The sequence below is a fragment of the Roseixanthobacter finlandensis genome (genome assembly GCF_043195105.2).
GTDB lineage: Bacteria > Pseudomonadota > Alphaproteobacteria > Rhizobiales > Xanthobacteraceae > NCEH01.
The window spans coordinates 1,260,843-1,282,512 of record NZ_CM195536.1 but is presented as its reverse complement, the minus strand read 5'-3'; the positions used below and the strand labels follow the sequence as shown (position 1 = coordinate 1,282,512).

The 21,670-nt window shown below is 64.9% G+C and carries 17 protein-coding genes; 6 read left to right on the top strand and 11 right to left on the bottom strand.

The window, feature by feature from the left end; all coding sequences use genetic code 11:
• Window positions 1-62 precede the first annotated feature (62 nt).
• Genes pgsA through V5G24_RS06000 form a run of 3 tightly spaced genes read left to right on the top strand, consistent with a single transcriptional unit; the run spans window position 63 to window position 1,451 of the window.
• Window positions 63-701, top strand: coding sequence for a CDP-diacylglycerol--glycerol-3-phosphate 3-phosphatidyltransferase (pgsA, locus tag V5G24_RS06010; protein WP_394086043.1), 639 nt, complete (start codon window positions 63-65; stop codon window positions 699-701).
• Window positions 698-949, top strand: a complete 252-nt coding sequence (moaD, locus tag V5G24_RS06005) for a molybdopterin converting factor subunit 1 (protein ID WP_394085997.1) — start codon at window positions 698-700, stop codon at window positions 947-949. The genes pgsA and moaD overlap by 4 nt, the downstream gene beginning before the upstream one ends.
• A gap of 4 nt (window positions 950-953) precedes the next feature.
• A complete protein-coding gene (locus V5G24_RS06000; RefSeq protein ID WP_394085996.1) occupies window positions 954-1,451 on the top strand; it encodes a molybdenum cofactor biosynthesis protein MoaE in 498 nt (165 codons plus the stop codon).
• 188 nt (window positions 1,452-1,639) lie between these two features.
• Here the strand turns inward: V5G24_RS06000 and V5G24_RS05995 are convergent, their stop codons facing one another.
• The 3 genes from V5G24_RS05995 to V5G24_RS05985 form a co-directional block, all read right to left on the bottom strand.
• Window positions 1,640-2,956, bottom strand: coding sequence for a dicarboxylate/amino acid:cation symporter (locus tag V5G24_RS05995; protein ID WP_394085995.1), 1,317 nt, complete (start codon window positions 2,954-2,956; stop codon window positions 1,640-1,642).
• 527 nt (window positions 2,957-3,483) lie between these two features.
• Window positions 3,484-4,779, bottom strand: a complete 1,296-nt coding sequence (locus V5G24_RS05990) for a dicarboxylate/amino acid:cation symporter (RefSeq protein ID WP_394085994.1) — start codon at window positions 4,777-4,779, stop codon at window positions 3,484-3,486.
• A gap of 143 nt (window positions 4,780-4,922) precedes the next feature.
• Window positions 4,923-5,813, bottom strand: a complete 891-nt coding sequence (locus V5G24_RS05985) for a branched-chain amino acid aminotransferase (RefSeq protein WP_394085993.1) — start codon at window positions 5,811-5,813, stop codon at window positions 4,923-4,925.
• Window positions 5,814-6,026: 213 nt separating this feature from the next.
• Between V5G24_RS05985 and V5G24_RS05980 the strand changes: the two genes are divergently transcribed.
• Genes V5G24_RS05980 through V5G24_RS05970 form a run of 3 tightly spaced genes read left to right on the top strand, consistent with a single transcriptional unit; the run spans window position 6,027 to window position 8,730 of the window.
• Window positions 6,027-6,575, top strand: a complete 549-nt coding sequence (locus V5G24_RS05980; protein ID WP_394085992.1) for a MarR family winged helix-turn-helix transcriptional regulator — start codon at window positions 6,027-6,029, stop codon at window positions 6,573-6,575.
• A gap of 11 nt (window positions 6,576-6,586) precedes the next feature.
• Window positions 6,587-7,309 (top strand): response regulator, encoded by a 723-nt coding sequence (locus tag V5G24_RS05975; RefSeq protein ID WP_394085991.1) that lies wholly within the window; start codon window positions 6,587-6,589, stop codon window positions 7,307-7,309.
• On the top strand, window positions 7,306-8,730 hold the full coding sequence (locus V5G24_RS05970) for an ATP-binding protein (RefSeq protein WP_394085990.1): 1,425 nt from the start codon (window positions 7,306-7,308) through the stop codon (window positions 8,728-8,730). The genes V5G24_RS05975 and V5G24_RS05970 overlap by 4 nt, the downstream gene beginning before the upstream one ends.
• A 185-nt stretch (window positions 8,731-8,915) precedes the next feature.
• Here the strand turns inward: V5G24_RS05970 and rpoC are convergent, their stop codons facing one another.
• The 8 genes from rpoC to secE all read right to left on the bottom strand — a co-directional run bounded on the left by rpoC (window position 8,916) and on the right by secE (window position 21,380).
• A complete protein-coding gene (gene rpoC / locus V5G24_RS05965) occupies window positions 8,916-13,097 on the bottom strand; it encodes a DNA-directed RNA polymerase subunit beta' (RefSeq protein ID WP_394085988.1) in 4,182 nt (1,393 codons plus the stop codon).
• Between the two features lie 127 nt (window positions 13,098-13,224).
• Window positions 13,225-17,355: a DNA-directed RNA polymerase subunit beta gene (gene rpoB, locus V5G24_RS05960; protein ID WP_394085987.1), complete on the bottom strand. Its 4,131-nt coding sequence runs from the start codon at window positions 17,353-17,355 to the stop codon at window positions 13,225-13,227.
• Window positions 17,356-17,619: 264 nt separating this feature from the next.
• Window positions 17,620-17,994 (bottom strand): 50S ribosomal protein L7/L12, encoded by a 375-nt coding sequence (gene rplL / locus V5G24_RS05955; RefSeq protein WP_394085986.1) that lies wholly within the window; start codon window positions 17,992-17,994, stop codon window positions 17,620-17,622.
• Between the two features lie 54 nt (window positions 17,995-18,048).
• Window positions 18,049-18,567, bottom strand: coding sequence for a 50S ribosomal protein L10 (gene rplJ / locus V5G24_RS05950; protein ID WP_394013499.1), 519 nt, complete (start codon window positions 18,565-18,567; stop codon window positions 18,049-18,051).
• A gap of 667 nt (window positions 18,568-19,234) precedes the next feature.
• Window positions 19,235-19,933 carry a 50S ribosomal protein L1 gene (gene rplA, locus V5G24_RS05945; RefSeq protein ID WP_394085985.1) on the bottom strand — a complete coding sequence of 233 codons (699 nt, stop codon included), beginning with the start codon at window positions 19,931-19,933 and terminating at the stop codon, window positions 19,235-19,237.
• A gap of 5 nt (window positions 19,934-19,938) precedes the next feature.
• Complete coding sequence (gene rplK, locus V5G24_RS05940) at window positions 19,939-20,388, bottom strand: 50S ribosomal protein L11 (RefSeq protein ID WP_394085984.1); 450 nt, start codon at window positions 20,386-20,388, stop codon at window positions 19,939-19,941.
• A 255-nt stretch (window positions 20,389-20,643) separates the two neighbouring features.
• The gene (gene nusG, locus V5G24_RS05935) at window positions 20,644-21,174 is read right to left on the bottom strand and encodes a transcription termination/antitermination protein NusG (RefSeq protein WP_394085983.1); all 531 of its coding nucleotides are present in this window, start codon (window positions 21,172-21,174) and stop codon (window positions 20,644-20,646) included.
• An 8-nt stretch (window positions 21,175-21,182) separates the two neighbouring features.
• Window positions 21,183-21,380, bottom strand: a complete 198-nt coding sequence (gene secE, locus V5G24_RS05930) for a preprotein translocase subunit SecE (protein WP_394085982.1) — start codon at window positions 21,378-21,380, stop codon at window positions 21,183-21,185.
• Between the last annotated feature and the right edge of the window lie 290 nt (window positions 21,381-21,670).

Genomic DNA, 21,670 nt, shown 5'->3' with positions numbered 1-21,670 from the left:
GACCCCGCCTGCATTCCGGGGCATGGTGCCAGCAACCCGAACCAAGAATGAGCCGCATCAACATGGCCGAGGCCCAAACCAGACCCAGCGCGCGGCCCCGCACCAGCAAGGAGCGCGGGCTTGTCCTGTCGCTGCCGAATATTCTCACCTATTCCCGGTGCGCGGCGGTGCCCCTGGTTGCGGCCTGCATGTTCTGGTCCGACATCCTGCACGGCGGCATCTGGCTGCGCTGGGTGGCGCTGGGCCTGTTCATCGCCGCCGCCGTGACCGATTTCTTCGACGGCTATCTCGCCCGCGCCTGGTCCCAGCAATCGGCCATCGGCCGGATGCTCGATCCCATCGCCGATAAGCTCTTGGTGTCCATATGCCTGCTGGTGCTCGCGTCCGACGGCACCATCCGCGGCTGGTCGCTCTGGGCGGCGATCGTGATCCTGTGCCGGGAAATCCTGGTGAGCGGCCTGCGCGAATTCCTGGCCGAGCTGCATGTGAGCGTTCCGGTCTCGCGGCTCGCCAAATGGAAGACCACGTTGCAACTGGTGGCGGTGGCCTTCCTGCTCGCGGGTCCGGCCGGCGACCTGGTGATTCCCGGCGTCACATTTGTTGGCCTGAGCCTGCTGTGGATCTCCGCCGTCCTCACCCTCTATACGGGCTATGATTATTTCCGCGCCGGCGCGCGGCATCTGGTGGAGGATGACCGGTGAAGATCCTCTATTTCGCTTGGCTGCGGGAGCGCGTGGGCCTCGCCGAGGAGGACATCCCGGTGCCGCCCGAGGTCGCGACCGTATCGGAACTTGCCCATTGGCTGGCGACCCGCGATGCCGCCCATGCCCACGCCTTCTCAAATCCGGCGGTGGTGCGCGCGGCCCTCGACCGGCGCCATGTGAAGGGCGATGCCCCGCTGGCCGGGGCACGGGAAATCGCCTTCTTCCCGCCCATGACCGGCGGCTGAGGCCATGACCGCCGTCCCGCCCCTCCCCCCTCCCCCCGCCGATCCCTTCGGCGTGCGCGTGCAGGCCGAGCCGTTCGACGCCGCTGCCGAGGCCGAGGCCATGACCCGCGGGCGCGTGGACGTGGGCGCGGTCGTCACCTTCGCCGGCCTCTGCCGGGCCGATATGGCGGCGGACGGAACCGCCCTCACCGCGCTGACGCTGGAGCATTATCCCGGCATGGCGGAAGAGGAGATGGGCCGCCTGATCGCGGAGGCCCGCCAGCGCTGGCCGCTGCTCGGCGCGCGCATCGTGCACCGCCACGGCCGTCTGGTGCCGGGCGATCCCATCGTGCTCGTGGTCACCGCCTCGCCCCATCGCGGCGCCGCGTTTGCGGCCGCCGAATTCCTCATGGACTGGCTGAAGACCAGCGCGCCCTTCTGGAAGAAGGAGGATCGTGAAGGTTCGGGCGATTGGGTCGAGGCCAAGAGCACCGACGACGCCGCCGCCGAGCGCTGGAAATAGGGCGACGCCCACCGCGCCGGGGCGCGGTAGGGGAAATAAGCCGGTCGGTCGCCCCGCTCTTTCCGCGCCGTCGCGTCCCGACCGGCCCCAGTTGCGGCCGGCCCTCTCACTTATTGAATAGAGGCGGATTCACTGCCCCTATTGAAACGCCCAAGGGGATTCAATAGGGGCAGATCAGGCTCTAAGGATCAGGCCCGCGCGGCGCTCGCGTCCAGCGCGACCACGTCGCGCCGATCCAGAACCGCATGCAGACGGTCGAGGTCAAGCTCGCCCTCCCAGCGCGCGACCACCAAGGTCGCGACCGAATTGCCGATGAAATTGGTGAGCGAGCGGCATTCGGACATGAAGCGGTCCACCCCGAGAATCAGCGCCATGCCGGCCACCGGAATTTCCGGCACCACCGCCAGGGTCGCCGCAAGCGTGATGAAGCCGCCGCCGGTCACCGCGCCCGCCCCCTTCGAGGTGAGCATCGCCACGCCGAGCACCATCAATTCATGCTCCAGCGTCAGCGGCGTGTTGGTGGCCTGGGCGATGAACAAGGTCGCCAGGGTCATATAGATGTTGGTGCCGTCGAGATTGAACGAATAGCCCGTTGGCACCACCAGCGAGACCACGGATTTCGAGGCGCCGGCATTCTCCAGCTTGCGCATCAGCTGCGGCAGCGCGCTTTCCGAGGACGAGGTGCCGAGCACGATCAGCAATTCCTCGCGGATATAAAAGAGCAGCTTGAAAATATTGAAGCCCACGAGCTTGGCGATGGTGCCGAGCACGAGCGCCACGAACAGCGCCGCCGTCAGATAGAAGGTGGCGATCAGCTCCAGCAGATTGCCGATGGAGGCGAGCCCATAGGCGCCGATGGTGAACGCCATGGCGCCGAACGCCCCCACCGGGGCGGCACGCATCAGGATGGCGACGATGCCGAAGATCAGCGCCTCCGCCTGGCGGATCGCCTTCAGGATCGGCTCGCCGGTCGGGCCGAGTGCGCTCAGGGCGAAGCCGGTGAGGATCGCGACGAACAGGACCTGGAGTATCTCCCCTTCCGCCAAAGCGCCGACCAGCGTCTTGGGAATGATGTTCAGCAGGAAATCGATGGTCGAGGTGTGCGCCGCCTGATTGGTGAAGCCGGACACGCTCGTCGCGTCCAGCGTGCTGATATCGACGTTGAAGCCGGCGCCCGGCTGCATCACCTTGCCGACGACGAGGCCGATGACCAGCGCGAAGGAGGACACCACCTCGAAATACAGCAGCGCCTTGCCGCCCACCCGGCCGACGCGCTTCACGTCCCCCATGGCGGCGATCCCCACCACCACCGTGCAGAACACCACCGGCGCGATGATCATCTTCACCAGCTTGATGAAACCATCGCCGAACGGCTTCATCGCCTCGGCGGCATGCGGAAAGACCACGCCCAGCAGCACCCCGAACACGACCGCCAACAGCACCTGCACATAAAGGATCTTGTAGAAGGGACGCCGCATCAAACTCTCCAACGCCGAGTGGGTCATGCCTTCCAGGTCCTGCGATCCCGCTGTCCGGCCGAGGTGGCAGGGCGGGTCCGCATTTCCGTTCCGGATGTCGCGCCGGTCACAGTCTTTCCACCCCACGCAGGAAGCGGGCGGAAAGGAGGACTCCATCGCGCACGTCATAAAACGCGACCATCAATGGCAGTCTGATGAAAGGCGGGAAATCAGATGGGAATACCGGCGCATTTGCCCGTCCGCGGCGCCGGCCATGCGCAAAAGCGGGCCGTCGCATGGGCTGTGCTCCCGGCCAAGCGGGCCAAGGAAGGGAAGGCTGAGGGAGGTGGGGGCTAAGGGAGCCAAGGGGGTTACCGGAGCCGATGGGCCCAACCGAAAGGGATAGCCCATGGGGCCGCCCCGGAGCGTCTGGCCGAAGCGGGGTGGCCGGTGGGTTCGGACGGAGAGTCCGGCCGGCAAAGGGGCGCCGGCGAGAGTGCGCCGGAAAGAGGGTGCTGGAAAGAGGGCGCCGCCCCTGCAGCCGATACCGCCCGGCCCGAGGCCGGGTACCCCGTTCAGATGCGCGCGGCCTGCGCCTCGGCGACCAGCGGCGGCACATCCTTGCCGTCAAGCACCGCGTTCAGCCGTTCGAGATCCAGCTCCCCTTCCCAGCGCGCCACGACCAGGGTTGCCACCGCATTGCCGGTGATGTTCGTCAAAGCGCGGCATTCGCTCATGAAACGGTCGATGCCGAGGATCAGCGCCATGCCCGCCACCGGAATTTCCGGCACCGCCGCCAGCGTGGCCGCGAGCGTGATGAAGCCCGCGCCGGTCACCCCGCTCGCGCCCTTGGACGTGAGCATGGCGACCGCCAGCACGATCAGCTCGTGTTCCAGCGTCAGCGGGGTGTTGGTAGCCTGGGCAATGAACAGGGTCGCCAGCGTCATGTAGATGTTGGTGCCGTCGAGATTGAACGAATAGCCGGTGGGGATCACCAGGCCGACCACCGACTTGGAGGCGCCGGCATTCTCCAGCTTGCGCATCAGCGGGGGCAGCGCGCTTTCCGACGACGACGTGCCAAGCACGATCAGCAATTCCTCGCGGATATAGCGCACCAGCTTCAGCACGTTGAAGCCCACCAGCCGCGCGATGGTGCCGAGCACCAGCACCACGAACAGGATGGCGGTGAGATAGAAGGTGGCGATCAGCTCCAGCAGATTGCCGAGCGCCGACAGGCCATAAGCGCCGATGGTGAAAGCCATGGCGCCGAACGCGCCGATCGGCGCCACGTAAAGAATGATCTTCACGATGGCGAACACGACCTTCTCGATCGCCAGAACCGCCTTGAGCACCGGCTCGCCCTGGTCACCCAGCCCGCCGATGGCGAAGCCGGTGAGGATCGAGATCATCAGCACCTGCAGGATCGAGCCGGCGGTGAAGGCGCTGACGAAGGTGTGCGGGATGACGTTCAGCAGGAAATCGACGGTGGAGGTATGTGCCGCCTGGGTGGTGTAATTGGCGATCGCCTTGGTATCGAGGCTCGCCACGTCGACATTGAAACCGTCGCCGGGCCGCACCACCTCGCCGATGATCAGGCCGAGCACCAGGGCGAAGGTGGAGACCACCTCGAAATACAGCAGCGCCTTGCCGCCCACCCGCCCGACCTTCTTCACGTCGCGCATGCTGGCGATGCCGACGACCACGGTGCAGAAGATCACGGGGGCGATGATCATGGTGATCAGCTTGATGAAGCCGTCACCGAGCGGCTTCATCGCCGCGCCAGTATGGGGGAAGAACGCGCCAAGCAGCAGGCCGCAGAACACGGCAAACAGAACCTGGACGTAAAGCACCTTGTACAATGGCCGGCGCATGGCGTTTCCCCTCGCGTTGCCGCGTTGTGAGGTCGACGAACACCTAAAAACAAAGGGGCGGCTGTTGCCGCCCCTCGGTTTCGCTTATGCGCTGCCCCTCAGCGAAGGGCAATATTGGCCTAACGTAAGTATAGCGCTTTTTCTTACGCCGCCGCCTGCTGCGGCCGCACCGCCGCGCTATAGGCATCCATCAGCTGGTGGGTGATGCCGCTCGGGGCAAACCGCCAGTCGGCGATCTCGCCCACCGGGGTCACCTCGGCGGCGGTGCCGGTGATGAAACATTCGGTGAAATCTGCGAGTTCTTCCGGCTTGATCGCGCGTTCAACCACTTCGATTCCATGGTTCTTCGCCAGCCCGATCACCGTGCGGCGGGTGATGCCGTCCAGGAAGCAGTCGGGCTTTGGCGTGTGGATGACGCCATCCTTCACGAAAAAGATGTTGGCGCCGGTGCATTCCGCCACCAGTCCACGATAATCCAGCATCAGCGCATCCGCAAACCCGCGCCGCTCCGCCTTATGCTTGGAGATGGTGCAGATCATGTACAGGCCCGAAGCCTTTGCGCGGCAAGGGATAGTCGCCGGATCGGGACGGCGGAACTCCGCCAGGTCCAGCCGCAGGCCCTTCTGGCGCTGCTCGGGGTCGAAATAGCTCGGCCATTCCCAGCAGGCGATGGCGAGATGGATGGTGTTGGACTGCGCCGAAACGCCCATCATCTCGCTGCCGCGCCAGGCGACCGGGCGCACGTAAGCGTCGACCAGGCCGTTCTTTTCCAGCGTGAGGCGCTTGGCGGCATCGATCTCGGAGATGCCGTAGGGAATGGTGAAATCCAGCATTTCGGCCGAGAGGCGCAGGCGCTCGGAATGCTCCGCGCTCTTGAAAATGGTGCCGCCATAGGCACGCTCGCCTTCGAACACACAGCTGGCATAATGCAGACCATGGGAGAGGACGTGAATCTTCGCGTCGGCCCAAGGCACCAGGACGCCGTCGAACCAGATCCAACCGTCGCGTTTGTCGAAAGGCTCTCCACCACTCATGGTCTTAACTCCTGATCCGGCCGCGTCTTTAAGACGGCCTTCGCCTCCCATGACGGCTGCCCTTTGCAGCCGTGCCCGGTACGGATATTTTCACATCTGACATATGGTGCAGGCTGTGAAAGGCGCAATGATCGAACTCCAGATGGGTTATTGGAGACCGATCCTTTCGCGACCGCAAGCCTGTGAGTAATGATCGGACCGAAAAAAGTCAACATGGCTGACATAAATCCCCTTCCCACCGCCCCCGAAGCGTCCCAGCCCGACCGGCCGGCCGCCGCCCCGCAGGCCGAGTCGCTGGTGGAGTTGATCGAACTTTTCTTCTTCGCTTACAGGGACTTCGTCGGCGATCCGGATGCCATCCTCGCGCCCCTCGGCTTTGGCCGGGCGCATCATCGCGTGCTGCACTTCGTCAATCGCCATCCTGGTATGCGCGTGACGGACCTCCTGGACATCCTGCGCATCACCAAGCAGAGCCTCGGCCGGGTGCTGCGCGAGCTGGTGGACGAGGGGTTCGTGGAGAGCCGCGCCGGCGCGTCCGACCGCCGCCAGCGCCTGCTTTATCCCACCATGAAGGGGCAGGCCCTGGCCCGCGAGTTCGTCGCCCTCCAGAGCCAGCGCATCGCCCTGGCGCTGGAAGAATGCGGGCCCGGCGCGCGCGAGGCGGCGCAGCGCTTTCTTGTGGCCATGATCGACCCCGAAGATCGCACCGAGGTGGAGCGGCTCACCCGGCGCGCCGCATCCGCCCGCGCGCGGACCGCCTGAAGGCACGAGACATGACCGAATTGACGACCCCCCATCCCGCTCCGCCGGCGCCCGCGGACGACGCGCCCCATCTGCTGGTGGTGGACGACGACAACCGAATCCGGACCCTGCTCTCGCGCTTCCTGAGCGAGCATGGCTATCGCGTCACCACCGCCGCCTCCGCCCTGGAGGCGCGCGGGCGCCTGGAAGGGCTGGAATTCGACCTGCTGGTGCTGGACGTGATGATGCCGGGGGAGTCGGGGCTCGATCTCGCCCGCTCGCTGCGCATCACCTCGACGGTGCCGATCCTCATGCTCACCGCGCGCTCGGAAATCCAGGACCGCATCGTGGGCCTGGAAGCGGGGGTGGATGATTATCTCGGCAAGCCGTTCGAGCCGCGCGAACTGCTGCTGCGCGTCGGCTCGATCCTCAAGCGCGCCGCGCCGGCGCCGCAGAAGGCCATCGAGGAGGTCCGCTTCGGCGAATTCAGCTTCCACCTCGCACGCGGCGAATTGAGCCGCGGCGGCGAGATCCTGCGCATCACCGAGCGCGAGCGCGACATGCTGCGTGCGCTTTCGGAAAACCCCGGCGAGACCGTGCCGCGCATGGCGCTTGCGGGCAACGGCGCGGCGAGCGAGCGGGCCGTGGACGTGCAGGTGAACCGCCTGCGCCGCAAGGTGGAGCGCGATCCGGCGAACCCCACTTATGTGCAGACCGTGCGCGGCATCGGCTACCGGCTGGTTGTGACCCCATGAGCTTGCGCCAGGAGATCAAGCCCGCAGGCGGAGGTGGCGCGATGGAGGCCTTCCGAACCGCAATGCGGCGCCTTGGCAGCCGGCTCGCCCATGCCAATGCCCGTTTCGGCGCCTGGTTCAATCGTGTAACGCCGAAAGGGCTTTATCCCCGCTCGCTGCTGATCATCGTCATTCCCATGGTGATCCTGCAATCGGTCGTGGCCTTCGTGTTCATGGAGCGCCATTACAACACCGTCACCCGCCGCCTTTCCGCTGCCGTCAGCCAGGATATCGCCGCGGTGGTGGCGCTCTATGCCGCCTTTCCGCACGACAAGGACGCGACCGTCCTGCGCAAGATCGCCTGGCAGAATCTGGAACTGACTCTCGACATCCTGCCGCCGGATCCGCTGCCCGAGCCAGGGCCGCAGCCGTTCTTCTCGATCCTCGACAGCGCGCTTTCGCGCGAAATCGGCCGGCGTATTTCAGAACCCTATTGGATCGACACGGTCGGCCGCTCCAGCCTGATCGAGGTGCGGGTGAAGATGCCCGACGTGGTGCTGCGTATCTTCGCCCGGCGCGGATCGGCCTATGCCTCGAATTCCCACATCTTCCTGCTCTGGATGGTGGGTACATCCCTGGTGCTGCTTGCGGTGGCCATCCTGTTCCTGCGCAACCAGATTCGCCCGATCGAGAATCTTGCCGATGCCGCCGAGGCGTTCGGCAAGGGGCGCGATGTGGAGAATTTCCGCCCCCGTGGCGCCCGCGAGGTGCGGCGGGCGGCGGTGGCGTTCCTGGAGATGAAGCGGCGCATCGAGCGGCAGATCGAGCAGCGCACCACCATGCTGGCGGGCGTCTCGCACGATATGCGCACCATTCTCACCCGCTTCCGCCTGGAACTCGCCTTCCTCGGCGAAGGGCCGGAGGTGGAGGCGCTGCGCAAGGATGTGGACGAACTCCAGGGCATGCTGGAAGCCTATTTGGCGTTCGCGCGCGGCGATCCGGGCGAGCAGGCCTCGCTGACCGACATGGCGCAGGTGATCGAGGATCTGCGCACCAATGCCGAGCGCCATGGCGCCATTGCCCGCGCCAATTTCATGGGGCCGCCTCTGGTTCAGGTGAAATCGGATTCGCTCAAGCGCTGCATCGGCAATCTCGTCAGCAATGCGGTGCGCTATGCCCGCACGGTGGAAATCTCCGCCACCCGCGATGCCCGGTGGCTCAGCGTGAATGTGGACGACGACGGTTCCGGCATCCCATTGGAAAAGCGCGAGGAAGTGTTCCGCCCGTTCCTGCGGCTCGACGATGCGCGCAACCAGGATGCCGGCGGCTCGGGGCTCGGCCTGGCCATCGCCCGCGACATTGCCCGCACCCATGGCGGCGACATCATCCTCGGCGACAGCCCGCTCGGCGGATTGCGAGCCACGGTGCGCCTGCCGGTGTGAGTTGCCGAACCGCGCGGAGAAGCGCTTGACGCCGTGATCGCCGCGCCTTTTCGGAGGATTTCGGTGAATGTCCGCGCGATGACCGCGAAACGCTCCGGCAAACAGGCCGAACGCCCGCTTCAACGCAAAAGGCCGCCCCGAGGGGCGGCCTTTCGTGTCTCACAGATCGGGCTTGAAGACCCGCTTCATTCCGCCGCGTCGGCGGGGCCTTCCACGAGGGGCTGGCCGTCGCTCTGCTCGCGGGTGGCGACGATGAGGTCGTCGCGGGAGTTCGCGACCGCCCGCAGCTTCGCCATCTGCGCGCCGGTGCCCGCCGGGATGAGCCGGCCGACGATGACGTTTTCCTTCAGGCCATCCAGCGGATCGACCTTGCCGTTGACCGCCGCTTCCGTGAGGACGCGGGTGGTCTCCTGGAACGAGGCCGCCGAGAAGAACGAACGGGTCTGCAAGCTCGCCTTGGTGATGCCGAGCAGCACCGGATGCCCGGTCGCCGGCTTCTTGCCTTCGGCAACGGCCCGCTCATTGGCTTCCGCGAAGTCGATCCGGTCAACCTGCTCGTTGTCGAGGAACTCGGTCTCGCCGGAATCGTCCACTTCCACCTTCTGGAGCATGTTGCGGACGATGACTTCGATGTGCTTGTCGTTGATGTTCACGCCCTGGAGCCGGTAGACCTCCTGGATTTCGTTGACGAGGAAGGCCGCGAGCTCTTCCACGCCCTTGATCGCCAGAATGTCGTGCGGCGCCGGGTTGCCGTCCACCAGGAAGTCGCCCTTCTCCACGACGTCACCGTCCTGGAGATGGATGTGCTTGCCCTTCGGGATCAGGTACTCGACCGGATCCCCACCGTCCTGCGGCTCGATGATCAGGCGGCGCTTGTTCTTGTAGTCGCGGCCGAAGCGGATGGTGCCGCTGACTTCCGCGATGATCGCCGCGTCCTTGGGACGCCGCGCCTCGAACAATTCCGCCACGCGCGGCAGGCCGCCCGTGATGTCGCGGGTCTTGGCGCTCTCCATCGGCACGCGGGCGACCACGTCGCCGGCGCGGATGGTGTTGCCCGGATCCACCGAGATGATGGCTTCCACCGGCAGCGAATAGCGCGCCTCGCCGCCACGGGCGAGCTTGAGGATCTTGCCGTCCTTCCCCTTGATGAGGATGGCCGGGCGAAGCTCCGAGCCGCGGCCGACACGGCTGTCGGTCACGACGCGCTTGGCGATGCCGGTCGCCTCGTCGATGGCCTCGTTCATGGAGGCGCCTTCGACCAGGTCCTCGAACGCCACCGTGCCTTCGACCTCGGTCAGGATGGGACGGGTATAGGGGTCCCATTCCGCGATGCGCTGGCCGCGCTTCATGGTGTCGCCCTCGTCCACCTTGAGGCGCGAACCGTACTGGATGCGGTGAACCGCGCGCTCCGAGCCGTCCTGATCGACGATCACCACGGCAAGGTTACGCACCATGACGATGAGATCGCCTTCCGAGTTCCGCGCCACGTTGCGGTTGCGGACCTTGACGGTGCCCTCGAAATTGCTTTCCACGAAGGAGGAGTCCGCGAGCTGCGCGGCGCCGCCGATGTGGAAGGTACGCATGGTGAGCTGGGTGCCCGGCTCGCCGATGGACTGCGCGGCGATGACGCCCACCGCCTCGCCCATGTTCACCGGCGTGCCGCGGGCGAGATCGCGCCCGTAGCAGGTGCCGCACACGCCGTTGCGGGTCTCGCAGGTCAGCACCGAGCGGATCTTGATTTCCTGGATGCCGGACTTGTTGATCCGCTCGATGTGCCATTCCTGGATCATCTCGCCCTTGGGGACGATGATGGTGCCGGTCGCCGGCTCCACCACGTCTTCCACGGCGGTACGGCCGAGCACACGCGAGGAGAGCGAGGCCACGACCTGGCCGCTGTCCACGATGGCCCGCATGTGGATGCCGTTTTCGCTGTGGCAATCCACTTCCGTGATGATCGAATCCTGCGCCACGTCCACGAGGCGGCGGGTGAGGTAACCCGAGTTCGCCGTCTTGAGCGCGGTATCGGCGAGGCCCTTACGTGCGCCGTGGGTGGAGTTGAAGTACTCCATCACGGTCAGGCCTTCCTTGAAGTTCGAGATGATCGGGCTCTCGATGATCTCGCCCGACGGCTTGGCCATGAGGCCGCGCATGCCGGCAAGCTGCTTCATCTGGGCCGGCGACCCACGCGCCCCGGAGTGGGACATCATGTAGATCGAATTGATCTGGCGGTCGCGTCCGGTCTTCGGATCCTTACGGACCGCCGAGATTTCCTTCATCATCTCGTCGGCGATGCGGTCGGTGCACTTGCCCCACGCGTCGACGACCTTGTTGTACTTCTCGCCCTGAGTGATCAGGCCGTCATTGTACTGCTGCTCGTATTCCTTGGTGAGGGTGCGGGTCTCCTCGACCAGCTCCCACTTCTTCTTCGGCACGACCATGTCGTCCTTGCCGAAGGAGATGCCCGCACGGAACGCGTTGTAGAAGCCGAGCGACATGATCTTGTCGCAGAAGATCACGCTCTCCTTCTGCCCACAGTGACGGTACACCGTGTCGATCATGTTGGAGATTTCCTTCTTCGTCATACCCTTGTTGACGACGTCGAAGGGAACCTTGGGATGCTTCGGCAGCAGTTCGCCGAGCTTCATGCGCCCGGGCGTGGTGTCATAGATCTTGGACATGCGCTTGCCTTCGGCATCCACGCCCACATACCGGCCCTTGACCTTGGTATGCAGGGTGATCGCCTTGGCGGCCAGCGCATGGTCGATCTCGCCCATGTCCGCGAACATCATGCCCTCGCCGGGCTCGTTGTCGCGCATGATCGAGAGATAATAGAGGCCGAGCACGATATCCTGCGACGGCACGATGATCGGCTGACCATTCGCGGGGTGCAGGATGTTGTTGGTCGACATCATGAGCACGCGCGCTTCCAGCTGGGCTTCCAGCGAAAGGGGAACGTGCACGGCCATCTGGTCGCCGTCGAAGTCCGCGTTGAACGCCGAGCAGACCAGCGGGTGAAGCTGGATCGCCTTGCCTTCGATCAGCACCGGCTCGAACGCCTGGATGCCGAGGCGGTGGAGCGTCGGGGCGCGGTTGAGCATCACGGGATGCTCGCGGATCACCTCGTCGAGGATATCCCAAACCTCGGGACGCTCCTTCTCCACCAGCTTCTTCGCCTGCTTGACGGTGGCCGAATGGCCCTTGGCATCGAGGCGGGCGTAGATGAAGGGCTTGAACAGCTCCAGCGCCATCTTCTTGGGCAGGCCGCACTGATGCAGCTTCAGCTCCGGGCCCACCACGATGACCGAGCGGCCGGAATAGTCCACGCGCTTGCCGAGCAGGTTCTGGCGGAACCGGCCCTGCTTGCCCTTCAGCATGTCGGCGAGCGACTTCAGCGGGCGCTTGTTGGCGCCCGTGATGACGCGGCCGCGACGGCCGTTGTCGAACAGCGCATCGACCGCTTCCTGAAGCATGCGCTTCTCGTTGCGGATGATGATGTCCGGCGCGCGAAGCTCGATCAGGCGCTTCAGGCGGTTGTTGCGGTTGATGACGCGGCGGTAGAGATCGTTCAGGTCGGAGGTCGCGAACCGGCCGCCGTCCAGGGGGACGAGCGGGCGCAGGTCCGGCGGGATCACCGGCACATGGGTCAGGATCATCCATTCCGGCTTGTTGCCGGAGAGCTGGAAGGCCTCGACGATCTTCAGGCGCTTGGCGAGCTTCTTGGGCTTCAGCTCGGTGGTGCTCTCGGCGATCTCGACGCGCAAATCGGCGGCGATCTTGTCGAGGTCCATGGAGCGCAGCAGCTCGCGGATGGCTTCCGCGCCGATCATGGCGGTGAAGCTGTCATCCCCATACTCGTCCTGGGCGCGCAGATAATCGTCCTCCGAGAGGAGCTGACGATACTTCAGCGGCGTCAGGCCGGGCTCCAGCACGACGAAATATTCGAAGTACAGGATGCGCTCGAGGTCCTTCAGCGTCATGTCGAGCAGCAGGCCGATGCGGCTCGGGAGCGACTTCAGGAACCAGATGTGCGCCACCGGAGCGGCCAGCTCGATATGGCCCATGCGCTCGCGCCGCACCCGCGAGAGCGTGACTTCCACGCCGCACTTCTCGCAGATGATGCCCTTGTACTTCATGCGCTTGTACTTGCCGCACAGGCACTCATAGTCCTTGATGGGACCGAAGATGCGCGCGCAGAACAAGCCGTCACGCTCGGGCTTGAACGTGCGGTAGTTGATGGTCTCCGGCTTCTTGATCTCGCCGTAGGACCACGACGCGATCTTGTCCGGGCTCGCGATCGAGATCTTGATCTGATCAAAGGTCGGAGCCGGGGTCGCCGGATTGAAGAGATTCATCACCTCTTGATTCATGACCGTCTCCTTCGGCTCGGTCGTTCGCCCCTCATGCCGCCTGATGGGGTTTCGACCAGAAAATGCAGGATCTTATCGGCAGGAGAGCGAAGGCGCGCCGCGCCCCCGCCTTCCGACAGGCGCGGCCTCATTCGGCCGCGGGCAGATTTTCGCGGGTACCGGGGCTGACGTTGCGCCCGGTCTTGGAATTCACCAGCTCGACGTTGAGGCCCAGCGAGCGCATTTCCTTCACGAGAACGTTGAAGCTCTCGGGGATGCCGCTCTCGAAGGAATCTTCGCCGCGCACGATGGATTCATAGACCTTGGTGCGGCCGGCGACGTCGTCCGACTTCACCGTCAGCATCTCCTGGAGCGTGTACGCCGCGCCATAGGCTTCGAGCGCCCACACTTCCATTTCGCCGAAGCGCTGGCCGCCGAACTGCGCCTTGCCGCCCAGCGGCTGCTGGGTCACGAGCGAATAGGGGCCAATCGACCGCGCATGGATCTTGTCGTCCACGAGATGGTGCAGCTTCAGCATGTAGATGTAGCCGACCGTGACCTTACGATCGAACGGCTCGCCGGTGCGCCCGTCGTACAAGGTGGACTGGCCGGAGCGGTCGAGGCCCGCCTTTTCCAGCTGGGTCTCGATGTCCGCTTCGTGGGCGCCATCGAACACCGGGGTGGCCATCGGCACGCCCTTGCGCAAGTTCTCGCCCAGCTCCAGCACCTGCCCTTCGTCGAGCACGGTGATGTCCTCGGGACCATAAATGGTCTCAAGCGTCTCGCGGACCGGGGCGAGGTCCTTCTTGCCGTAATAGGCGTCCATGGCGGCAGCCACCTGCCGGCCGAGGCCCGCGCAGGCCCAGCCCAGATGCGTCTCCAGGATCTGGCCGACGTTCATGCGGCTCGGCACGCCCAGCGGGTTGAGCACGATGTCCACATTGGTTCCGTCTTCCAGGAACGGCATGTCCTCCACCGGCACGATGCGCGAGACCACGCCCTTGTTGCCGTGGCGTCCGGCCATCTTGTCGCCGGGCTGGATCTTGCGCTTCACCGCGACGAAGACCTTGACCATCTTCATCACGCCGGGGGGCAATTCGTCGCCGCGCTGGAGCTTCTCCACCTTGTCGAGGAAGCGCTGTTCCAGCCGCTTCTTCGATTCGTCGTACTGCGCGCGGATGGCTTCGATCTCGGCCATCAGCGCGTCGTCGGCGATGGCGAACAGCCACCATTGCGAGCGCGGATACTCGGTGAGCGCGGCGCGCGTCACCTCGGTGTCCTTCTTGAAGCCCTTCGGGCCGGCGATCGCCACCTTGCCGTCCAACAGCTCGGTCAAGCGGCCATAGACGTTGCGGTCCAGGATCGCCTGCTCGTCGTCGCGGTCCTTGGCGAGGCGCTCGATCTCTTCCCGCTCGATGGCCAGCGCGCGCTCGTCCTTGTCGACGCCGTGGCGGTTGAACACGCGCACTTCCACGATCGTCCCGGTGGTGCCGGGGGGCAGCCGCAGGGAGGTGTCGCGGACGTCCGCGGCCTTTTCGCCGAAGATGGCGCGCAGCAGCTTTTCTTCCGGCGTCATCGGGCTCTCGCCCTTGGGGGTGATCTTGCCTACCAGGATGTCGCCGGCGCGCACTTCCGCGCCGATATAGACGATGCCGGCCTCGTCGAGATTCTTCAGCGCTTCTTCCGAAACGTTGGGAATGTCGCGGGTGATTTCCTCGGGGCCGAGCTTCGTGTCACGGGCCATGGCCTCGAATTCCTCGATGTGGATCGAGGTGAACACGTCTTCCTTGACGATGTTCTCCGAGAGCAGGATCGAATCTTCGAAATTGTAGCCGTTCCACGGCATGAACGCGACGAGCACGTTCCGGCCAAGGGCCAGTTCGCCCAACTCGGTCGAGGGACCGTCGGCGATGATGTCGCCCTTATTCACCTGGTCGCCGACACGCACCAGCGGACGCTGGTTGATGCAGGTGGACTGGTTGGAGCGCTGAAACTTCATCAGGCGATAGATATCGACGCCCGACTTGGAGGGATCAGCCTCTTCCGTTGCGCGGATAACGATACGGGTGGCGTCCACCTGGTCGATCACGCCGGTCCGGCGGGCGGCGATGGCGGCACCGGAATCCCGGGCCACGACCGCTTCCATGCCGGTGCCGACCAGCGGCGCCTGGGAGCGGACCAGAGGCACCGCCTGACGCTGCATGTTCGAGCCCATCAGCGCGCGATTCGCGTCATCGTTCTCAAGGAACGGGATGAGCGCGGCGGCGACCGATACCAATTGCTTGGGCGACACGTCCATGAAGTCGACGCGGTCGGGGGAGACCAGCAGCACGTCGCCGGCATGGCGGCAGACGATCAGGTCTTCCTCGAACCGGCCATTGGCGTCGAGCGGGATGTTGGCCTGCGCGACGTGGTACTTCCCCTCCTCCATGGCGGAGAGATAGACCACCTCGTCGGTCACATGACCGTCGGTGACGCGGCGATAGGGCGCCTCGATGAAGCCGTATTTGTTGACGCGCGCGAAAGTCGCCAGCGAGTTGATCAGGCCGATGTTCGGGCCTTCCGGCGTCTCGATCGGGCAGATGCGGCCGTAATGGGTCGGATGCACGTCGCGGACTTCGAAGCCGGCGCGCTCACGGGTCAGGCCGCCCGGGCCAAGCGCCGAAAGGCGGCGCTTGTGGGTGATCTCGGAGAGCGGGTTGGTCTGGTCCATGAACTGCGAGAGCTGGGACGAACCGAAGAACTCGCGCACCGCCGCCGCCACCGGCTTCGCATTGATCAGGTCCTGCGGCATCACGGTGTCGATGTCGACGGACGACATGCGCTCCTTGATGGCGCGCTCCATGCGCAACAGGCCGACGCGATACTGATTCTCCATCAGCTCGCCGACCGAGCGCACGCGGCGGTTCCCGAGATGGTCGATATCGTCGATCTCGCCCTTGCCGTCGCGCAATTCCACCAGGGTGCGGATGACCGAGAGGATGTCCTCGCGGCGCAGGATGCGCACGGTGTCCTCGGCGTCGAGGTCAAGGCGCATGTTCATCTTCACGCGGCCCACGGCCGAAAGGTCGTAGCGCTCAGGATCGAAGAACAGCGAATGGAACATGGCCTGGGCGCTGTCGATCGTCGGCGGCTCGCCGGGGCGCATGACGCGATAGATGTCGAACAGCGCGTCCTCGCGCGTGACATTCTTGTCAACCGCCAGGGTGTTGCGGATATAGGCGCCGGTGTTGACGTGATCGATGTCGAGGATCGGGATCTCGTTGTATCCGGCCTCTTCGAGCACCTTCAGCAGCTTCTCGGTGATTTCCTCGCCGGCTTCGGCATGGATTTCGCCGGTGGCGGCGTTCACCAGGTCTTCCGCGATGAACTGGCCGACCATCTCCTCGTCGGAGATCTTCAGGGCCTTGAGGCCCTTCTCGGCGAGCTGGCGGGCGGCGCGCACGGTGAGCTTCTTGCCGGCCTCGACCACGACTTCGCCGGTATCGGCGTCGACCAGGTCGGAGACCGCCTTATAGCCCTTCATGCGCTTGGGATCGAACGGCATGCGCCAGCCGTCCTTCGCCCGCGAATAGAGGATCTTCTCGTAGAAGGTGTCGAGGATCTCTTCCGAATCGAGGCCGAGCGCGTACAGCAGGCTCGTCACCGGGATCTTGCGGCGACGGTCGATGCGCGCGTGCACGATGTCCTTGGCGTCGAACTCGATGTCGAGCCAGGAGCCGCGATACGGAATGATGCGGGCGGCGAACAGCAGCTTGCCCGAGGAATGGGTCTTGCCCTTGTCATGGTCGAAGAAGACGCCCGGCGAACGGTGCATCTGCGAGACGATGACGCGCTCCGTGCCGTTGACGATGAACGTGCCGTTCATGGTCATCAGCGGGATGTCGCCGGTGTAGACGTCCTGCTCCTTGATATCCTTGACGGACTTCGCGCCGGTGTCGGGATCGACATCGAACACGATCAGGCGCAGCGTGACCTTCAGCGGGGCGGCGAACGTCATGCCGCGCTGGCGGCACTCGTCCACGTCATACTTGGGCTGCTCGAACTCATACTTGACGAATTCCAGCATGGCCGCGCCGGAAAAGTCCGAGATGGGGAATACCGACTTGAACACCGCCTGGAGACCGTCGTCCACGCGCCCGCCCTTCGGCTCCTCGATCTGGAGGAACTGGTCGTAGGATGCCTTCTGAACCTCGATGAGGTTCGGCATCTGCGCGACTTCCTTGATCTTTCCGAAGAATTTGCGGATCCGCTTGCGACCGGTGAACGTTTGCGCCATCTCGATCCTCGTCCGTCCTGGCCCTTGCACGGAACGCGCCCCGACAAGGCACTCGCTCCGGCCCTTAAGACCGCCATTGCTCCCGCGACGAAGGGGTTGGGGGCCCGAGAGCCATTCCCCTCCATCTGCAACGGCTCGCCGGGTCGTCGCCTCAAGCGGCGACCGGGAGAACCGTCCTCTGCCTACGCGCCCCGCCGGCCAGAGCCCGCCGGGACAGATGAAGCGGCCCCGGGAAAAACCCGGGGCCGCCTCGCTTTCAAAAGCTCACTTGAGCTCGACCTTGGCGCCAGCCTTCTCGAGCTGGGCCTTGAGCTTCTCGGCCTCGTCCTTGGCGATCCCTTCCTTGACGGCTTTGGGAGCGGCCTCGACGAGGTCCTTGGCTTCCTTGAGGCCCAGGCCGGTGATGGCGCGGACTTCCTTGATGACTTCGATCTTCTTTTCGCCGGCAGCCGCGAGCATCACGGTGAACTCGGTCTGCTCTTCGACCGGGGCCGCAGCGGCGCCGGCCGGGGCAGCCGCAACCGCAACGGCGGCAGCGGCGGAAACGCCCCACTTCTCTTCGAGGAGCTTCGCCAGTTCGGCGGCCTCGAGGACGGTGAGGGAGGACAGCTCGTCAACGAGCTTGGTCAGGTCAGCCATTGTCGTGTCTTCCTAAGATAGGTTCGAAATTCAGGTTTGCGAGATCCAACCGCCTCACGCGGCCTCGTCCTGCTTGGCATAGGCCCCGAACACGCGGGCAAGCTTTGCTGCCGGCGCGGTGGTGAGCTGGGCGATCTTGGTGGCCGGGGCCTGGATAAGCCCGACCAGCTTCGCACGCAGTTCATCCAGGGAGGGCATGGTGGCCAAAGCCTTCACACCATCCGGATTCAGGGCCGTTTTGCCCATCGCGCCGCCGAGGATAACGAACTTGTCGTTGCCCTTGGCAAACTCGACGGCAACCTTCGGCGCTGCCACAGGATCGCTCGAATAAGCGATCAGCGTGGGACCCTTGAGAAGGGTCGCCACGTGGGCAACGTCGGAGCCTTCCAGAGCGATTTTGGCGAGGCGGTTCTTCGCCACCTTCACGGTCGCACCGTTCTGCTTCATCTGCCGACGAAGTTTCGACAGCTGAGCTACGGTGAGGCCGGAATAGTGGGCCACCACGACGACCGAAGTGTTCTGAAACACTTCAGTAAGCGTCGTGACGAGCTGTTGTTTTTCCGCTCGATCCACGTCTGGCTCTCTTTAAGCCTGTGGTGGAACCGAAAGCCGGCTCCACCGGTTGCGCCTTGCCGCTCGTCCGCTTCCCGGAACGTCAACACGTGAATATATCCGCAAGGGATATATCCTCATCAGACATGCCGGCCGCGCACGCGCGACGCTCACATGCCCTGTCCCCTCGGGAACCGGGTCACCGGCCACAAGGCACTGGTTCGAACCGATCTTGTTGCGACACGCGGGTGCGCATCGCGCGAAATCCGGTCTTCCCCGTCTATGCTGGCCCTCCAAAGGACAGCCTCGGGCGAGGTTGTCTGGCGAGGATTAAGCCATGCGAGCATGGCGCCTGCAGTCTCGGACAGGACTCTTGCCTCTCCGATTTCCCGGTTCGAGAACCGGCAGATCAGACAGGCAATGAGGCCGGGCGGGCGAACCCTCCCAGCCCCTCCACCCGTTTCCGGGCGGAAGCTCGATCTATTAACGCCGCTGTGTTTCCACACCAGCGAAACATGCCATATAGAGGCTCGGGCGCGACTTGTCACGCCCTTTTCGCATTTTTTGCTTGACCATCCGAAAATCCTGGCACAGGCGCCTGCGTCGCAGGTCCCGACCAAGCCCCTCTTCCGGGTCAAGAAAAAGGCCGGGCACAGGCCCGGCCTCTTCATTCCTGCGTGCCGAAGGCTCAGGCGGTGAGCACGGTGGAGGGCTCCACCTTGATGCCGGGGCCCATGGTCGAGGACACGGCGACGCGCTGCAGATAGGTGCCCTTGGCGCCGGTGGGACGGGCCTTCACAACCGCGTCAACGAAGGCGCGGATGTTTTCGGCCAGCTTGTCGGCCGGGAACGAGGCCTTGCCGATGCCGCCGTGGATGATGCCGGCCTTCTCGACGCGGAACTCCACCGCACCGCCCTTGGCGGCGGCGACGGCGGCCTTCACGTCCATGGTCACGGTGCCGACCTTGGGGTTCGGCATCAGGCCGCGCGGGCCGAGGATCTTGCCGAGACGGCCGACCAGCGGCATCAGGTCCGGGGTCGCGATGCAGCGATCGAAATCGATCGTGCCGCCCTGGATGCTCTCCAGCAGGTCTTCCGCACCGACGATGTCAGCGCCCGCCGCCTTGGCTTCGTCAGCCTTGGCGCCGCGGGCGAACACCGCCACGCGCACGGTCCGGCCCGAGCCGTTCGGCAGGTTGCACACGCCACGGACCATCTGGTCCGCATGGCGCGGGTCCACGCCCAGGTTCAGCGCGACCTCGATGGTCTCGTCGAACTTGGCGGTGGTGCGCTCCTTGAGGAGCGTCAGGGCCTCGTCGAGGCCATAGAGCTTCAGGCGGTCGATGCCTTCGTGAGCTGCGCGGATGCGCTTGCCTTGGTTCGCCATCGTGCTCACCCCTGAACCTGGAGGCCCATGGAGCGGGCCGAGCCTTCGATCATCTGAACGGCCGCTTCCACGGAATCGCAGTTCAGATCCTTCATCTTCTTCTCGGCGATCTCGGCGAGCTGGGCGCGCGTGACCTTGCCGACGAAGCTGCCCTTGCCGGGCGTCTTCGAGCCCGAGCCGGGCTTCTTCTTCGTCTCGAGGCCGGCGGCCTTCTTGAGGAAGTACGAGATCGGCGGGGTCTTCAGCTCGAACGTGAAGGAACGATCCTGATAGACGGTGATGACGACGGGGATGGGCATCCCCTTTTCTTCCTTCGCCGTCTGGGCGTTGAACGCCTTGCAGAATTCCATGATGTTCAGACCGCGCTGGCCGAGCGCGGGTCCGATGGGGGGCGCCGGATTGGCGCTGCCAGCCGCAACCTGCAGCTTGACGTAACCGGTGATTTTCTTCGCCATTTCAAAACTCCCGTAACATGGCCGAAGCCGCGCGCGGCGGTTCGGACCGGGGTGCGTGGTGCGGGTCGCAGGAGCGTTTGGCGAGACGCTCCGTCACCTCCCACGCTGGCCACTCCCTAAGAAGGAGGGGCCGAAAAACCTGTCCGGCCCCGGATCGGAAATCCGGGGCCGGACAGGAAGCGGGTCACATAATGGAATTATCGCGCCGGCGCAAGGGTCGCCGGCCGCTGGGAGGGGCCGAGGCGCAGCCTGCGCTCAGACCTTCTCCACCTGGGCGAATTCCAGTTCCACCGGCGTGGCGCGGCCGAAGATGGAGACCGCGACCTTGAGGCGCGAGCGTCCCTCGTCCACTTCCTCGACGATGCCGTTGAAGGAGGCGAACGGGCCGTCGGAGACCTTCACCGTCTCGCCGACCTCATAGCTGATCGAGGGCTTCGGCCGCTCGATGCCTTCCTGGACCTGCTGAAGGATGCGCATGGCCTCCTTCTCGGAGATCGGCATGGGCTTGTTGTCGGCGCCGAGAAAGCCCGTGACCTTGGGCGTGTTCTTGATGAGATGGAACGCCTCGTCGGTGAGGTCCATCTTCACCAGCACGTAGCCTGGGAAGAACTTGCGCTCGGCATCCACTTTGCGGCCGCGGCGCACTTCCACCACCTTCTCGGTGGGCACCAGGATCTGCTCGAACAAATCGGTCAGCCCGCGCTGCTCCGCCTGCTCGCGGATCGAATCGGCGACCTTCTTCTCGAAGTTCGAATAAGCGTGAACGATGTACCACCGGTAGGACATGGGCGCTCTCAGTGGCCGAGGGTCAGGAGCTGGCTCACGCCGAAGCGTATCACCTGGTCGGCGATAAGGAAGAAAACGGACGCGATCAGCACCATCACGAACACCATGGCGGTGGTGATGAGGGTTTCGCGCCGGGTCGGCCAGGTCACCTTCCGGGTTTCGGTGCGGACCTGCTGAAAGAACTCGGTGGGGCTGATCTTCGCCATGTCGCCTCGGCATCCCCGCGAACCTGCGCCCGCGCGATGCCTTCTCCTCGCTGGCGGCCGCCCGGAGCAAAGGCCCTGGGCCGGCCGTTCCAAAACCATCTCCGCCCGGTGCCGCAGCACCTCGCGGAATACGGACCGGGCACGCCCGGCTTCGTGGCGCCGGCAATCGCCGATACGCCACGGATCATCCCCTCTTGTGGATCAGGAAATGCGCCGGCTTGCAACTCAAGCCCTGGTGTCTTTCCCGGTCCGTCCGGCCGCCCGCTTGCGCCGCGCCAGATTTATACTTG

Bases quoted from the DNA above. Each gene is read 5' to 3' on its own strand.
- pgsA (WP_394086043.1), top strand. From the start codon at position 63: ATGGCCGAGGCCCAAACCAGACCCAGCGCGCGGCCCCGCACCAGCAAG.
- V5G24_RS06000 (WP_394085996.1), top strand. From the start codon at position 954: ATGACCGCCGTCCCGCCCCTCCCCCCTCCCCCCGCCGATCCCTTCGGC.
- V5G24_RS05995 (WP_394085995.1), bottom strand. From the start codon at position 2,956: ATGACCCACTCGGCGTTGGAGAGTTTGATGCGGCGTCCCTTCTACAAG.
- V5G24_RS05990 (WP_394085994.1), bottom strand. From the start codon at position 4,779: ATGCGCCGGCCATTGTACAAGGTGCTTTACGTCCAGGTTCTGTTTGCC.
- V5G24_RS05985 (WP_394085993.1), bottom strand. From the start codon at position 5,813: ATGAGTGGTGGAGAGCCTTTCGACAAACGCGACGGTTGGATCTGGTTC.
- V5G24_RS05980 (WP_394085992.1), top strand. From the start codon at position 6,027: ATGGCTGACATAAATCCCCTTCCCACCGCCCCCGAAGCGTCCCAGCCC.
- V5G24_RS05975 (WP_394085991.1), top strand. From the start codon at position 6,587: ATGACCGAATTGACGACCCCCCATCCCGCTCCGCCGGCGCCCGCGGAC.
- V5G24_RS05970 (WP_394085990.1), top strand. From the start codon at position 7,306: ATGAGCTTGCGCCAGGAGATCAAGCCCGCAGGCGGAGGTGGCGCGATG.
- rpoC (WP_394085988.1), bottom strand. From the start codon at position 13,097: ATGAATCAAGAGGTGATGAATCTCTTCAATCCGGCGACCCCGGCTCCG.
- rpoB (WP_394085987.1), bottom strand. From the start codon at position 17,355: ATGGCGCAAACGTTCACCGGTCGCAAGCGGATCCGCAAATTCTTCGGA.
- rplL (WP_394085986.1), bottom strand. From the start codon at position 17,994: ATGGCTGACCTGACCAAGCTCGTTGACGAGCTGTCCTCCCTCACCGTC.
- rplA (WP_394085985.1), bottom strand. From the start codon at position 19,933: ATGGCGAACCAAGGCAAGCGCATCCGCGCAGCTCACGAAGGCATCGAC.
- rplK (WP_394085984.1), bottom strand. From the start codon at position 20,388: ATGGCGAAGAAAATCACCGGTTACGTCAAGCTGCAGGTTGCGGCTGGC.
- nusG (WP_394085983.1), bottom strand. From the start codon at position 21,174: ATGTCCTACCGGTGGTACATCGTTCACGCTTATTCGAACTTCGAGAAG.
- secE (WP_394085982.1), bottom strand. From the start codon at position 21,380: ATGGCGAAGATCAGCCCCACCGAGTTCTTTCAGCAGGTCCGCACCGAA.